The following is a 14,042-nucleotide window of genomic DNA, read 5'->3' as shown; positions in this document are numbered from 1 at the left end:
TTGCAGTTACTGTAGTGGGTGTTCTATTGGCTGGCTGCGCCAGCGGCGGGTATTCCGGAGGAGCGGGCGTCGAGTCACACGCCGGGCACGCTCACTGAGCCAAACACACGCCACGCTCCTGGAAAGGCAACCGTCTTTCGGGTCATTGCTCAGGAGTGTGGCTGTTTCTTTCGCCGATTTCTGCTCACCAAGTAAAGAGGCCTTGATATGCCTTCAGACACGCATTTCAGTGCCAAGCCTTGGTGTCGCTCGCAAAGCTCAATCGTGGTGGCCATGCTGGCCGTGATCCTGGTTTTCTTCATCGTTCGTGAACACTGGGAACACCTTGTCGGTCGATGGATATATCTGTTGCTGTTCCTGTGCCCCCTGATGCATCTGTTCGGGCATGGAGGACATGGCAACCATAGCAACAAACCGGAGGGTTCCAATGGTTAAGTATTATTTCGGCAGCGCGGTGTTTTTGCTGGTGACTGCCTCCGCCTTGGCACAGGGCTGGCAAGTGCCGCAGCCCAGCACCGGACTGATGCCCAATCCCGTCCAAGGCAAGAAGTTGTTTGCTCAGCATTGTGCCGCTTGCCACGGGATGGACCTAAAGGGATCGGACAGGGGCGACAAGAAGGGTCCCCCCTTTCTGCACAAGATCTACGAACCGTCGCACCACGGTGACGCAGCATTCCAACTAGCCGCCAAGAATGGTGTCCGTGCCCATCACTGGCCCTATGGCGACATGGCACCGGTCACCCAGGTGACACCGGACGATGTTGCGCATATTACGGCCTACGTGCGTGCCGAACAGCGAAAGGTCGGTATTAAATGACGCAGTTGATTCAACCAATGCAACCGGAAGAACAGAGTCTGCCCTTGCCACTGAGCGATGCGGCAAACCTTGTAGTTATTTTGGCTCAATCTTTGCTCGACTGGCATCGAGATACATTTGATACAGCATTGTCCGATCTATTGCAATTGACCCGGAGAAAACCCGAGTCTATTGGTCAAGTACGTCATGTATTGGCCAGAGAATTGAATATTCCGCATTGCGAACAGTGGCGAGTTTCCGCTGGTGAGTATGAACGGAGAAGAAACCAGGTCTTTCAGGCGTTGCAACAACTACTCGATGCAATCGCTAATACCGCCTACGAGCCTGTCGAACAGCGCAAGGTAGGCATTCAATAAGGAAGAAATTACCATGGCCTCCCATGACGTGGCTCCGTCAAGCAAGATGCACGAAGGGCATCCCCCTGCGGTAAAAGACACGGGAGTTCGGCAGGAGGATATTGATCCCGTCTGCGGTATGACGGTGAAACCGGAATCGCCGTATCAGAGTTTCCACGATGGCATCCACTACCGTTTTTGCAGTGCAAAGTGTAAGACCAAGTTCGATGCCGAGTCCTCGCGTTACCTCAATGCCAAGGCGCAGACGACGGAAACAGTAACGGACATCGAATATATCTGTCCCATGCACCCCGAGATTCGCCAAATCGGGCCGGGGAGCTGCCCCAAATGCGGCATGGCTCTCGAACCGGTCCTGCCACAACTGGAAGCGGAGGATGACAACAGCGAGTATCGGGACTTCCGGCGCCGTTTCTGGGTCAGCCTGCCGCTGACCGTCATCGTGGTCATCCTGGCCATGGCGGGGCATCTGTTGACCGGGGTGCCCCCGGCCATCCGGACCTGGGCCGAACTGGTGCTGAGCCTGCCGATCATCTTGTGGGCGGGCGCGCCGTTTTTCGTGCGGGGCTGGCAGTCCATCGTCCATCGCAGCCCGAACATGTGGACCCTGATCGGTCTGGGGACCGGTGCGGCGTTCGTATACAGCGTCGTGGCTACCCTGGCGCCAGGGCTCTTTCCGGCCTCCTTCATGGCCCATGGCCGCATTGGTGTCTATTTCGAGGCGGCGGCGGTGATCATTTCGCTCACCTTGTTGGGACAGATGTTGGAGCTGCGTGCCCGCTCGCAGACCTCGGCGGCCATCAAGTCGCTGCTTGGCCTCGCGCCCAAGACGGCGCGGCGAATCAACCCGAACGGAACCGAGGAGGATGTTCCGCTCACCCACGTCCATGTCGGCGACAACCTGCGCGTCCGCCCCGGCGAGAAAGTACCGGTAGACGGCGTGGTCATCGAAGGCACGAGCGCGGTGGACGAATCCATGCTCACCGGCGAACCGTTGCCCGTCACCAAGCGGCCCGATGACAAAGTAATCGGCGCCACCTTGAACACCTCCGGCAGCCTGGTGATTCGTTCGGAAAAAGTCGGGTCGCAAACCATGCTGGCCCAGATTGTCCAGATGGTCGCCCAGGCCCAGCGCTCCAAAGCCCCCATGCAGCGCATGGCGGACGTGGTGGCGGGCTATTTCGTCACGGTGGTGGTGACCATCGCCCTGTTGAGTTTTTTCGGCTGGGGCTTCTTCGGCGGCGAACAGGGCTGGGTCTTCGGGCTGATCAATGGCGTTTCGGTCCTCATCATCGCCTGCCCTTGTGCCCTGGGCTTGGTCACGCCCATGTCCATCATGGTCGCCACCGGCAAGGCGGCCACCCAGGGTGTGCTGTTCCGCGACGCGGCGGCGATCGAACATTTGCGGAACATCGACACCCTGATCGTCGACAAGACCGGCACCCTCACCGAGGGCCGCCCGACGTTCGAGCGGGCCGTCGCCGTATCCGGCGTGACCGAAGACGACGTGCTGCGCCTCGCCGCCAGCCTGGACCAGGGCAGCGAGCATCCCCTGGCCGATGCCATTGTCCGGGCCGCCCGGGAGCGCGGACTGGCCCTCGACAAGGCCGAGCAGTTCGAATCTTCCAGCGGCATTGGCGTACGCGGCATCGTCGGCGGCCACCGCCTGGCCCTGGGCAATACAGCCCTGATGGCGGAGGAGGGCATCGCGGTGGATACCCTCGCCGAGGCTGCCGAAACGCTGCGCCAGGGCGGGGCGAGCGTCATCCACCTGGCGGCCGACGGTCGACTGCTGGGCTTGCTCGCGGTGTCCGATCCCATCAAGACGAGCACCGCGGAAGCCCTGTCCGTGCTGCGGCAAGCCGGGTTGCGGGTGGTGATGGCCACGGGCGACGGCCTCACCACGGCCCGGGCCGTTGGCAATCGATTGGGCATCGACGAGGTCCACGGGGAAGTCAAACCGGCGGACAAACTGGCCCTGGTCGAGCGCTTGCAGCGGGAAGGGCGGATCGTGGCCATGGCCGGCGACGGCATCAACGATGCGCCGGCGCTGGCGAAAGCGGATATCGGCATCGCCATGGGCACCGGCACCGACGTCGCCATGCACAGTGCCCAGGTGACGCTGGTCAAGGGGGATTTGCGCGGAATCGCCCGCGCCCGGATGCTCTCCGTCGCCACAGTGCGGAACATGCGGCAGAACCTGGCTTTCGCTTTCGTCTACAACGCCCTCGGCGTGCCGATTGCGGCTGGAATCCTGTACCCGGCTTTCGGGCTGGTGCTGTCCCCCATCATCGCCGCCTTTGCCATGACCTTCTCGTCGGTCAGTGTGGTTGGCAACGCCTTGCGTTTGCGATGAGTGATCAGGTGGGAAGATCGGTTCAATGGGTTTGGAGAAGCGTTAACATCGGTATACAAGTGTCGAGCCGTTGATCGAAACGGATCGAACACTGTCCTTCTTGATGACATTGCGGTGACATATTTGTCATGTCGAAGCCATGGGCGCGTAACTGTTCCGGCTGCATACTTCCGCCATCACACCGTCCTGATTGGAGGTAAACATGCGTGCCAACCGAATAGCCACCGGCCTGTTGAGCTTGCTCCCGCTAGTGCTTGCGGCATGTACCATAATACCGGCCCCGGATTTTTCGGCTGCTGTCGCCAGCGCTTCGACAGCAGCCGACCATCAGCGGATCGCAGATTTTTACGGCCAGAAAGCCTCCGGCTACGAAGACGAGGCCGCTTGGCACGAGAAGAACGCCAACTCCTACGGAGGTTACCCGCGAGGGCCTGTTTCATTCGTATCCCATTGCCATTCGCTGCAGGAAGGTTTCACTGCCGCGGCTAAGGAAGCGCGTTCCCTGGAAAAGGCACACCGCCAGATGGCCGCCGGTTTGTCCAACTGAACAGGCGAATGCTAGCCAGTAGAACGACGAAATGTAGCAGATGCAAAATCAACGGATGACTACTGCCCGTGATCCCGTCTGTGGCAAGCAAGTGGATCTTGCCCAACCCGCACGCACGTTCGCACGTTCGCTCGCTCGCAGGACGAAATTGCCATGCACCCTGCGATGAATATGCCGTAACGAAACTGCATTCGATGAGTCCCCTGCGCCACCTCCTGTTCGTTGTCGTCCTGGTTTTTGCCCAATGGGCGGCCGGAGCGCATGCGGTCGAGCACGCAGTGGCGAAAGATGGCGCCTTGCCAGCCCACGCTTGCGAGCTCTGTCTGGCGGTGCACGACCTCGGGTCCGCATTGCCTGGCGTGGCATCGTTGCAGCCGGTGGTCAGCCTGGTGCTGATCCCGGAAGCCTTATCGTTCTTCGCCCGCAGCCACCTGCCGGCGCCCATCACCAGTCAGCGCGCACCGCCCGTAATTCTTCTCTGAACGATTCACCTTGTTGATGAGCCTTCCCGACCGGGAGGGCAGTTATCGCTTTTCGGAGAAGATCATGATTGTTACCAAAAAGGCCGCTGCCGCGGTCGCCCTCGCGTTTACCGCACCCGCCGCTCTCGCCCAAGGGGCGCCCAACCAAGCCACTGAGTTGGCCCCGGTCGTTGTCACCGCCAATCCGCTGGGAAGCGCCTTGTTCGACCTGGCCGCCCCGGTTTCTGTCCTGGGCGGGCGGGACCTGACCTTGCGCCGGGAAAGTACCCTGGGAGAAACAGTCGCTAACCTGCCGGGCGTCAGTTCTACCTACTTCGGCCCCAGTGCGAGCCGCCCGGTGATCCGCGGCCTCGATTCAGACCGTATCCGGATCTTGCAGAACGGGACCGGTATGCTGGACGTGTCGGCCTTGAGTCCCGACCATGCCACCACCGTCGATCCGCTGGTGGTGGACCGCATCGAGGTCGTCCGCGGTCCCGCGGCCCTGCTCTATGGCGGGACCGCAGTCGGCGGCGTGGTCAATGTCCTCGACAACCGCATCCCCCAGGAGGCCGTCGTGGGCGTCAGCGGGCGTTTTGAGCCGCGCTTCGGCGGTGCCGACAACGAGCAGAGCGGCGCTGCGGTACTCGAAGGCGGCAATGGCCGGATCGCCTTCCATGCCGACATCAGCTCGCGCCGCAATGACGATGTGCAGATTCCCGGCTTCGCCCGTTCTAGCCGCCAGCGTGCCCTGGACGGCCCAGGCCAGGATCAGCCCCGGGACCGCCTGCCGAACTGAATCGCCCCGGGTTTCGTAGAGGCTCCGAGGTTTAAGTGCAGGCGGTCGTTGCCTGCACAAGGGATTGTGAATAGTACCGTTCCTCCGCCTCGGCGGGCGGGATGTTTCCGATGGGCTCGAGGAGTCGAGTGTGATTGAACCAAGTCACCCAAGTCAGGGTGGCCAGCTCCAGGGACTCGATGGTTTTCCAGGGGCCCCGGTGATAAACCAATTCGGCTTTGTAGAGGCCGTTGATGGTTTCAGCCAGGGCATTATCGTAAGAGTCGCCTTTGCTGCCGACAGAGGGCTCGATGCCTGCTTCGGCCAGCCGCTCGGTGTAGCGGATGGAAACGTACTGGCTTCCCCTGTCTGAGTGATGAATCAGTGCCCCGTCACGCTTGGGCTGTCGGTCATACAGCGCCTGCTCAAGCGCATCGAGGACAAAATCGGTACGCATTGACCTGCTGACACGCCAGCCGACGATACGACGAGCGAAGACATCAATCACAAAGGCGACATAGACAAATCCCTGCCAAGTAGAGACATACGTAAAATCAGAGACCCACAGTTGGTTCGGGCGCTCGGCCTTGAACTGGCGATTCACCCGATCCAGCGGGCAAGGCGTACGGGTGTCGCTGAAGGTCGTTTGCATGATCTTGCCGCGCCTGACGCCTTCCAGGCCAAGATGCTTCATCAGCCGTTCGACCGTGCAACGCGCCACGGGCGTTCCCTCACGGAGCAATTGCCGCCAAACCTTGCGGACACCATAGACTTGGAAATTGGCCTGCCAAACCCGTTGAATCTGAGGAATCAGCAATTCATCCCGTTGCGCCCTGGCGCTCCGCAGGGAAGGATTGCGTTGCCGGGCAGCGTGACGCCAATAGCCAGACGGGGCAACCTGCAATAGCTTGCAGAGCGGCTCGACCCCATATGTCTCCCGGTGCCGGTCAATAAATGTCCTCACTTCTTCTTGAGGCGGTCGAGCTCCGCCTGCGCGAAAAACGCACTGGCTAGCCGCAGAATTTCGTTGGCCTGACGGAGCTCCTTGTTCTCCCGCTCCAAGGCTTTCATACGCTCACGCTCATCGGTGGTTATCCCATCGCGCCGGCCCGTATCCACTTCATGTCGCTTGACCCAGTCATGCAACGTCTGGGCTGCGCAACCAATCTTCGGGGCTATCGATTCAATGGCTGCCCATTGCGACGGATGTTCTTTGCGGGCTTCTTGTACCAGCCTCACCGCACGTTCTCTGACTTCAGGGGAATATCTGTTTGATTTGCTCATCATGGCTCCATTCTCTCAGGTAATGGAGCCTCCTCAATTCCCGGGGCGATTCAAACAGCTCGGCGCATGGGGACAGCGGAGCGCTGGGCACATCGCTCACCTTCGACAACGGGTATGTGGGCGTCTCCTATGCCGACTTCAAGACCAATTACGGCTCGGTGGCCGAACCGAACGTCCGTCTCGATATGCAGAGTTCCCGTTGGGATGCTGCCGGGGAAATGCGTGAACTGGGTTCTTTCATCGAAGCCGTGAAGTTCAAGTACGGCTACACCGATTACCAGCATCAGGAACTGGAGAGTGGTACCGTGGCGACCACCTTCAAAAACAAGGGCTATGAAGGCCGGATCGAGGCGACCCACGCCAAGCTGGGGCCATTCACCGGCGCCTTCGGGGTGCAGCTTTCCAGCGTCAATTTCTCGGCCCTCGGAGAAGAAGCCCTCTTGCCTAAAATCGATACCGACAGTGCGGCGCTTTTCCTCTACGAAGAAATGACTGTCGGCCGCACCAAATTCACCTTCGGCGGGCGCCTCGAACGCGCCAAGGTGGCATCGGCCGGTGGGGGACCGCTCGACCCCAATACCGGTCTGCCCCGTTTCGGCTCGGGCCAGACCCGCAGTTTTTCCGACCAGAGTGGTGCCGTAGGCATCCTCTACAGCCTGACACAGAGCCTGAATCTGGTCGCCAACCTGGCGCACACCGAGCGGGCACCGACCTACGCCGAGCTTTTTTCCAACGGCCCCCATACCGCCACCGGACAGTATGTGATCGGCGATACGTCCCTGGACAAGGAGAAGTCGAACGGTCTCGATGTTCAATTGCGCTGGCGTTCGGGTCAGTATTCGGCAAGCATCGGTGGCTTCTACAATCGGTTTGAGAATTACATCACGGTGATGAACAGCGGCAATACACGAGCTACGGATGGCGAACTCAACCCCGCGGATGTTGGGGGCAGCGTAACCGCGGCGGGCGACAAAATTCTGCCGGAAGGGCTTTATCGCGCCGTCAAGGCCGAGTTCCGAGGTCTTGAGGCGGAAGGCAAATTCCGGGTGTACGAAGGGACCGGGAACCTCGATCTCAACCTGCGTGGCGACTACGTTAGGGCGACGAACCGCGATACGGGCGAGCCACTGCCGCGTATCTCGCCGCTCCGTCTGGGCGTCGGTCTCGACTACCAGCGCGGCAGCTTCGGTGCCCGACTCGACGTCAATCATGCCTTCAAACAGGACCATGTCGCCGCCAACGAATTGCCGACCGACAGCTACACGCTGGTCAATGCCGCGCTGACCTACCGCATCAAGGCGCAGGCGATGAACTTGGAGGCGTTCCTCAAGGGCAACAACCTATTCAATCAGGAAGCGCGGGTGCATACCTCGTTCCTGAAGGATATCGCGCCGTTGCCGGGACGCGGCATTCTGGTGGGGATACGCAGCACTTTCTGAGACCCGTCTGAAAGAGCTGAGGACCTGGGTCAGGACGTTTTTTTCGGCTAGGCCCTGGAGAAGTGTATAAGGCGGTTCCGAACTGGCATTGCGGTGACCAATTTGTAATCCTCCTGTTATGCAGAGGACAGCCTATGGGCAGTATACTGGCTGCACAACAATCATTTTGAGCACCTGCGCGAAGTCGATACCGTGATCGTCGACAAGACCAGCGCATTGGCAGAGGGTCGTCCAGTATTCGAACAAGCGCAAACTGGTCCTACTGTCGCGGAAGCAGAAGTATCCCAATGAGCAAAATGAGGAGCAAATGCAAAACCTAAAGATGACGACGGGACGCGACCCCGTCTGTGGCAAGCAGGTGGAGCTAGCTCAGAATTCCCGTTCCCTTGTCTACCACGGCGTCACCTATCACTTTTGTTCGGCGCATTGCCAAGAGCGTTTTGTTGACATCCCGGCGCTATATACCGGGCCGCAGAGGCTGGTGGATATTCGGCCAATCCGGAAACGGCGAAAGTTGCGGTTAGCCGATGGAAATCAAACGAATCTGCCGCGTGCATGCCAACAACTCCAGGAAATGATCGGCGTTTCATCCGTCACTTGCGAAAACGATCGCTTGATCGTCGAATACGATCTGCGGCTAACGGTTCTCACGCAGATCGAAGCCGTGGCTGCAACTGAAGACGTGCACTTCAAGGAAGGAGTCCATGCTTTGAGGCGATGGCTCTGGAAAAGTGCCGAATCCAACGAACTGGAAAACGCCGCTCATCCGGCAACGGGGGCCTGCTGTAATCGCCCACCAGTAAGGCTTCGCTAGTCGCTGCACCGGGTCATTGAACGACTTAGTGTCGTCGGATAAAGACAGCCTCTTTGCTGGTGAGGATTTCGCCGATAGAGTTGCTGTTTTCATAGATGGCCATGACCATGAATAGCCAGATCAGCGACCTGATTGCGCGGTGGAAGGACGATCCGCACAGCACTTATTCAACCTGGTTTCTATGGACGGAGCGCCTGAAGAATTTTCGCTCCATCCGTCGTGGCATCGCGGAGGTCGTCCGAGACATCGAGGCTGGTAGCTTTGGCAATGCCTATCGCGGATCGTCCCTGGAAACCGTCGTTGCCTCCGTGGCCGAACAGCGGCAGATTTTTAAGGGGGCTGAGCATGCCTTCCTGTGGAAGCCCAAACTGCGCATTCCCGATATCTATGAGCACCGGGAGAACCAACGAGCGTTTGCTCGCCTGCTGCACTCGTGCAACTGTTGTGACAGCGTCGATGGGATCATCCAGGCCATCAATGATATCGATGCCTTGAACATTAAGGGACTGGGTCCGGCGGTCGCCAATCTGCTGTATTTCATCCATCCCACCCTGGTCCCGCCCTTCAATACCGCCATCGTCAATGGTTACAACGCCTTGACCGGTTCCAAGGTCAAATTGGGCAGGTGGGATCACTACTTGACCATGCGCCAAGGCATCATCGCGCTCAATGCCGAGCACCGTCAGCTCCTGTCGAATGATCTTGGAGCGGTTGCCGGTCTGCTGTTCGATATCGGTTCGGGACGCTATACGGCGCCACCCATCGATGGAAACGCGGAGGCAGAGCGAATTTGGCGACAGGATTTGGCCTGGGTTCGCGAAGAGACTGCAGCGCAGCAAAAAGCCATTGCCTCAGCCGAAGGGAATGACCAAACCCATACCCAGGTACAAGGAAGCCTGCGCGACATCGGTATGGCCTTGGGGTTTTCCGTCTGGATCGCCGCTAACGACCGTAACCGCCCACATGGCAATGGTGTCCTGGGAGATGGCTGCCTGGCGATGCTCCCTGATGGCTTGGCCGGCCAGCCGGGCGCGGACTCCATCAGATTGATCGATGTCGTCTGGTTGGAGCCTAGCAGCGGAAAGGTTGTTGCCGCATTCGAGGTCGAACATACGACCTCAATTTATTCCGGAATTGTCCGCCTTCTCGACCTTGCCTACGGCAGTGGCCTTGATTCTTGCGATGCACTATTCCTGGTGGCTCCGGATGGTCGTGAAAATGATGTGAGACAACAGATTCAACGGCCGGCATTTTCAAAAATTGGGGAACTGAATTTCAGGTATCTGCCTTACGGCGAGCTCCGGAACCAGCAGGACGCAATCATTCGTTTTGGATCGGGGCTGAAACCGGTCTTCAGTATTTCCAAAGCCTTGAAAAATGGCAGTTTGTGACCGATGGGAAAGAAGGTTTGACGGCTGGAGCAGTGTCTGGGGATTGCTACCCATAGGCTTCGCGGAATAATAATACACACCAAGGCTCCGCTGCGTCACCTCGCGCTTGTTATTAACATTGATCCTGGCCGCAATTGGCGGCTGGGGTGTATTTGGTCGAGCACGCCGTAGGGAAGTATGGGTCCCTATCCTCGCCAAAATAAGTCTGCTGTTGCCACGTATGCTCCGGAAGGCTGGCGTAATCCATGATCTCGTGCTGCCACTGCGTGTTGACAAAGCTCCAGGTGCTTCATGCAAGAGGAAGAAACAACAAATGAGGTCATAGATTCGGTTACAAATCCATCATTCCCATTATCTGCTTGCTGCGGATTTACATGTCGAGGAAGGCGGAGTACTGAAGTCTTACTGATCTATGACGCAAATGTAAGCGGCTGGACACGCAATTGACAGCTGCACAAGAGCATAGTCCTCGCGTTCATGAGCACTATTGCCGCGCAGAAAAGGTGTTGTTGAAGATTTTTAGTGGCTGCTGTGATGATGCTTGTGCCTTTGCCGGGCGACTCTGTCAATTGTGGATGTTAGGCCAGGCGGAGTTGCTTGTATGCGGGGCGCCTTCAGCGAATTGAAGAATTCTCACTAAGCGAGGTAGGATAAATGGCATTTCAGCAAGCACTGAGTGGCCTCAATAGCGCTACCAAGGCAATTGATTCAACTAGCAATAATATCGCAAATGCAAACACCGTGGGCTTTAAGGCATCCACGACAAATTTTGGGGATGTTTATGCTGCATCGCTGAATGGCTCTGGTGCTAGTCAGGTCGGTATCGGCGTCAACATTGCATCGATCCAGCAGCAATTTACCCAGGGCAATATCACGTCGACCAACAATCCACTGGATATCTCGATTAATGGTACTGGGTTCTTCCGTATGGATCAGGACGGAGCTACAACCTACGCCCGAAACGGGCAGTTCCATCTCGACAAAAACGGTTTTGTCGTCAATGATCAGGCTATGCGATTAACCGGCTATCGTGCCCAGGCTGGAATCATCGTACCCTCATCGCCGCAGCCTTTACAGATTTCGGCATCGGATCTCGCGCCCCAGGCGACGGGACTTAATGCCAGTAGTGTCTTCAACGGGGTCAAGGCCAATCTGAACCTAGACTCTCGTCAGACAGTTCCCGCCTTGCCATGGGTGGACGGCGGCATAGCTGGCGGCTTGGCAGCATTTACGCCCGATCCGCAGACCTATAACTATTCCACGGCTTTGTCGATCTACGACACGTTGGGCAATGCCCAAACCATGACTTACTATTTCCGCAAGACGGCCAATGCTGGTGAGTGGGATGTCTATGCCAATGTTGACGGAACGACAAATCAGAACATTACCCCGGGTGGTGGCCCAATCGGGACCCTGACATTTGGGCCGACCGGTACGATCACGGCCGGGAGTCCGATGAATGTCTCAGTCAATATGCTAGGTGTCATGCAGAGTCTCGGCCAGCCGACGGGCAATGGTGCCCTGGCCGTACAAAGCTTTCCGGTCGATTTCGCAGGTACGACCCAATTCGGTAGTGCATTCGGTACCAATCGCCTGGAACAGGATGGCTACGCGGCGGGGAATCTGGTCGGGCTTTCGGTTGGCTCAGATGGAATCATTCAGGGGCGCTACAGCAATGGGCAGACTTTTGCCCAAGGGCAGATCGTGCTGGCCAATTTCACCAATCCGAACGGCCTGCAGGCGCTCGGCAACAATCAGTGGAGTGAGACTTCTGTTTCCGGACCGGCCTTGGTCGGTGCGCCTAATACCTCCAATCTGGGTGTTCTGTCTTCGTCGACGGTGGAAGAGTCCAATGTTGATTTAACCGCCGAACTCGTCAAGCTCATTACCCAACAGCGCAGCTACCAGGCCAACGCCCAATCGATCAAGACACAGGACCAGCTACTTCAGACACTGGTCAATCTACGCTAACGAGGTTTCGTGCCTTGTAGCGGTGCTAGTCGACTTTGCGCTGGTTGTTGCAATTGCTGCGAAGCGGGATGATCACTTCGGCACCAGGGGCTTCGATAATGTCGACCAAGGCATCGCTGTCGTAACCTTTATCGGCGATGACTGCGCCGGTCTGATTGGCCTCAACCAAGGCAGCCCCTTGTGTGACATCGGCCACATGGCCGGCTGTCAGGATCAGGTGAACTGGGTTGCCCAAGGTATCGACACAAGCATGAACCTTGGTACTCAGCCCGCCCCGCGAACGACCGATCGCTTGATCGCTACCCATTCGATTCCGCAGTGTCAGATCTATTGCGGTGTGTTCGGAGGACACCGTCGGTAATCGGCCAAGTACGAAGTATCCTGTCCAAGGAATTTAATCTCCGGCATAACAACCAGTGGCGAGTTTCAGAAGCTGGATACGAGAGGAGAAGAGATCAGTGTTCTTGGCGCTGAAGCAATTGTACGGGTCAATTGCCAGCACACTAGGTAGTTACCTTGGTTTGCAACACTCTGACAAATTTCCAACCAAGCAGTAATTTTTCCGCCATGTTCTCGACAGCTCGCAAGGTTCATTCTACCCCCTATAAAGGGCTTGCGAGGAGACAAAAAATGAAATCTAAATTTGGTGTTGTCGTTGCCGGCATGAAAAGATGTCCATTTCCTACCCCCCCGTCCCAAGGAGGATTTGGCATCGATGATTGCGCATTGCCGAGCCCTGCGTGACCAATTTGCCAATGCTGCAAAAGAGCCCATCAACTTGCCGATGCTCATCGTCAACTTACGGGCATTCCGGTTGAATAGCGAATCTTGGTTGATCAGCCGTCATCGGAAAATTAAAAATGCGAATTGCAATAATTTCAATGCTTCTCTTTGGGGTGCTCGGCTTGGGAATAGGTGCTCAGGATCGGGTAAATGACCTCGATTCAGAAGGGTCACTGATGTCGAGGATATTGTCGGTAATCGGATCACCACTTATTTTTCCGAGAATCGGTGGAGGCTATCTTTATTTTCACCTTTGAAATAATCACAAGGCAATATCGCTGAAGGCTTCATTTGCGATGATATTCAAATGGGACATCCGCCGCCGTGATGTAGCATTGGGCTATAAATAAATTGGGTTGTGCATGGAAAGAGCCAAGACCGATCACATGATGGAAGAATTTCTGCAGGCGGTTCGGCATGGTGACTTTATTCTTCTCCGCAAACTGCTTTCGGAGAAAATTGAGTTGAACAGACTGGACGAAATTGGTTGCAGTCCGTTCTTCTATGCTATTCATGGAAAGCATTTTGATGTTGCCGCTGAAATGTTGAAACAAGGTGCAAATGTCGACTTTCCGAATAGATACGGTTGGACTCCGTTATTCTGGGCAACCCTCAATGGTCACGCCGATGTTGTCACGTTTCTCCTCGGTAACGGTGCCAATGCAAATATCCCCTCCAGAGGAGGGGATTCTCCACTATTCGTAGCTGCTAACAAGGGATATACAGAAATCGCACGGCTATTGCTTGCCGCGGGTGCAGACCCCCAGTTATCGGGACCCGAAGGATTCGATGCATTATGGGTGGCACGCGTTAGAGGCCACTCAGAAATAATATTGTTGATTTTAGCATATCGCTTGATGCCATTGTCGATACCGTGATGCTACTGTCTCCAAATGGTTATCGTTATTCTTTGATCATGGCATACGGCTGTATGTGACGAATGAGATCGATAATTTGACGATCGGGATCACTTTGGCTGGGCTGACAAACGTAAATCGATAGCAGCCGACAGTGGATTGGATCTGGTGTCGAAGCTCTGTCATTCATT

At 57.0% G+C, this 14,042-nt stretch carries 14 protein-coding genes and 1 other annotated feature; of the genes, 12 read left to right on the top strand and 2 right to left on the bottom strand.

Annotated features, from left to right (window positions below; genetic code table 11):
* The first annotated feature begins 273 nt into the window (after window positions 1–273).
* The 7 genes from AB6Q56_RS23030 to AB6Q56_RS23000 all read left to right on the top strand — a co-directional run bounded on the left by AB6Q56_RS23030 (window position 274) and on the right by AB6Q56_RS23000 (window position 5,333).
* Window positions 274–435, top strand: coding sequence for a DUF2933 domain-containing protein (locus AB6Q56_RS23030; RefSeq protein WP_434517307.1), 162 nt, complete (start codon window positions 274–276; stop codon window positions 433–435).
* Entirely contained in the window at window positions 428–817 is a 390-nt protein-coding gene (locus AB6Q56_RS23025) for a c-type cytochrome (protein ID WP_434517248.1), read from the top strand. Before AB6Q56_RS23030 ends, AB6Q56_RS23025 begins: the two co-directional genes overlap by 8 nt.
* A complete protein-coding gene (locus AB6Q56_RS23020; RefSeq protein WP_434517247.1) occupies window positions 814–1,173 on the top strand; it encodes a hypothetical protein in 360 nt (119 codons plus the stop codon). Before AB6Q56_RS23025 ends, AB6Q56_RS23020 begins: the two co-directional genes overlap by 4 nt.
* 46 nt (window positions 1,174–1,219) lie before the next feature.
* Window positions 1,220–3,526, top strand: a complete 2,307-nt coding sequence (locus AB6Q56_RS23015) for a heavy metal translocating P-type ATPase (RefSeq protein WP_434517306.1) — start codon at window positions 1,220–1,222, stop codon at window positions 3,524–3,526.
* Window positions 3,527–3,728: 202 nt separating this feature from the next.
* The gene (locus tag AB6Q56_RS23010; RefSeq protein ID WP_434517246.1) at window positions 3,729–4,073 is read left to right on the top strand and encodes a hypothetical protein; all 345 of its coding nucleotides are present in this window, start codon (window positions 3,729–3,731) and stop codon (window positions 4,071–4,073) included.
* Window positions 4,074–4,267: 194 nt separating this feature from the next.
* Entirely contained in the window at window positions 4,268–4,555 is a 288-nt protein-coding gene (locus AB6Q56_RS23005) for a hypothetical protein (protein ID WP_434517245.1), read from the top strand.
* A gap of 64 nt (window positions 4,556–4,619) precedes the next feature.
* Window positions 4,620–5,333, top strand: a complete 714-nt coding sequence (locus AB6Q56_RS23000) for a TonB-dependent receptor plug domain-containing protein (protein ID WP_434517244.1) — start codon at window positions 4,620–4,622, stop codon at window positions 5,331–5,333.
* A 31-nt stretch (window positions 5,334–5,364) separates the two neighbouring features.
* Here the strand turns inward: AB6Q56_RS23000 and AB6Q56_RS22995 are convergent.
* Window positions 5,365–6,596 (bottom strand): IS3 family transposase gene (locus tag AB6Q56_RS22995; protein WP_434517128.1). Its coding sequence is split into 2 segments (ribosomal slippage): window positions 5,365–6,308 and window positions 6,308–6,596, totalling 1,233 coding nucleotides; the frame shifts between segments, so codons are not numbered across the junction.
* Window positions 6,202–6,318 (bottom strand) — a sequence feature (AL1L pseudoknot). Its footprint overlaps the gene before it by 117 nt.
* A gap of 116 nt (window positions 6,597–6,712) precedes the next feature.
* Between AB6Q56_RS22995 and AB6Q56_RS22990 the strand changes: the two genes are divergently transcribed.
* The 4 genes from AB6Q56_RS22990 to flgE all read left to right on the top strand — a co-directional run bounded on the left by AB6Q56_RS22990 (window position 6,713) and on the right by flgE (window position 12,211).
* A complete protein-coding gene (locus AB6Q56_RS22990; protein WP_434517243.1) occupies window positions 6,713–8,035 on the top strand; it encodes a TonB-dependent receptor in 1,323 nt (440 codons plus the stop codon).
* 307 nt (window positions 8,036–8,342) lie between these two features.
* Window positions 8,343–8,849, top strand: a complete 507-nt coding sequence (locus tag AB6Q56_RS22985; protein ID WP_434517242.1) for a YHS domain-containing protein — start codon at window positions 8,343–8,345, stop codon at window positions 8,847–8,849.
* Window positions 8,850–8,956: 107 nt separating this feature from the next.
* Complete coding sequence (locus tag AB6Q56_RS22980; RefSeq protein WP_434517305.1) at window positions 8,957–10,240, top strand: type II restriction endonuclease; 1,284 nt, start codon at window positions 8,957–8,959, stop codon at window positions 10,238–10,240.
* Between the two features lie 654 nt (window positions 10,241–10,894).
* Entirely contained in the window at window positions 10,895–12,211 is a 1,317-nt protein-coding gene (gene flgE / locus AB6Q56_RS22975; RefSeq protein ID WP_434517241.1) for a flagellar hook protein FlgE, read from the top strand.
* Between the two features lie 25 nt (window positions 12,212–12,236).
* Here the strand turns inward: flgE and AB6Q56_RS22970 are convergent, their stop codons facing one another.
* On the bottom strand, window positions 12,237–12,518 hold the full coding sequence (locus AB6Q56_RS22970) for a transposase (RefSeq protein ID WP_434517240.1): 282 nt from the start codon (window positions 12,516–12,518) through the stop codon (window positions 12,237–12,239).
* A gap of 838 nt (window positions 12,519–13,356) precedes the next feature.
* On the opposite strand from AB6Q56_RS22970, the gene AB6Q56_RS22965 reads away from it, so the two are divergent.
* A complete protein-coding gene (locus AB6Q56_RS22965) occupies window positions 13,357–13,872 on the top strand; it encodes an ankyrin repeat domain-containing protein (protein ID WP_434517239.1) in 516 nt (171 codons plus the stop codon).
* The last annotated feature ends 170 nt before the right edge of the window (window positions 13,873–14,042 follow it).

Origin of the sequence: Dechloromonas sp. ARDL1 (genome assembly GCF_051122455.1) — a bacterium.
In the GTDB taxonomy this organism is placed as follows: Bacteria; Pseudomonadota; Gammaproteobacteria; order Burkholderiales; family Rhodocyclaceae; genus Azonexus.
Note: the sequence above shows the minus strand (reverse complement) of the source record. Positions and strands in the feature narration are given on the sequence as shown.

Bases quoted from the DNA above. Each gene is read 5' to 3' on its own strand.
- AB6Q56_RS22985 (WP_434517242.1), top strand. From the start codon at position 8,343: ATGCAAAACCTAAAGATGACGACGGGACGCGACCCCGTCTGTGGCAAG.
- AB6Q56_RS23020 (WP_434517247.1), top strand. From the start codon at position 814: ATGACGCAGTTGATTCAACCAATGCAACCGGAAGAACAGAGTCTGCCC.
- AB6Q56_RS22965 (WP_434517239.1), top strand. From the start codon at position 13,357: ATGGAAAGAGCCAAGACCGATCACATGATGGAAGAATTTCTGCAGGCG.
- AB6Q56_RS22970 (WP_434517240.1), bottom strand. From the start codon at position 12,518: ATGGGTAGCGATCAAGCGATCGGTCGTTCGCGGGGCGGGCTGAGTACC.
- AB6Q56_RS23005 (WP_434517245.1), top strand. From the start codon at position 4,268: ATGAGTCCCCTGCGCCACCTCCTGTTCGTTGTCGTCCTGGTTTTTGCC.
- AB6Q56_RS23015 (WP_434517306.1), top strand. From the start codon at position 1,220: ATGCACGAAGGGCATCCCCCTGCGGTAAAAGACACGGGAGTTCGGCAG.
- AB6Q56_RS23000 (WP_434517244.1), top strand. From the start codon at position 4,620: ATGATTGTTACCAAAAAGGCCGCTGCCGCGGTCGCCCTCGCGTTTACC.
- AB6Q56_RS23030 (WP_434517307.1), top strand. From the start codon at position 274: ATGCTGGCCGTGATCCTGGTTTTCTTCATCGTTCGTGAACACTGGGAA.
- flgE (WP_434517241.1), top strand. From the start codon at position 10,895: ATGGCATTTCAGCAAGCACTGAGTGGCCTCAATAGCGCTACCAAGGCA.
- AB6Q56_RS23010 (WP_434517246.1), top strand. From the start codon at position 3,729: ATGCGTGCCAACCGAATAGCCACCGGCCTGTTGAGCTTGCTCCCGCTA.
- AB6Q56_RS22980 (WP_434517305.1), top strand. From the start codon at position 8,957: ATGAATAGCCAGATCAGCGACCTGATTGCGCGGTGGAAGGACGATCCG.
- AB6Q56_RS23025 (WP_434517248.1), top strand. From the start codon at position 428: ATGGTTAAGTATTATTTCGGCAGCGCGGTGTTTTTGCTGGTGACTGCC.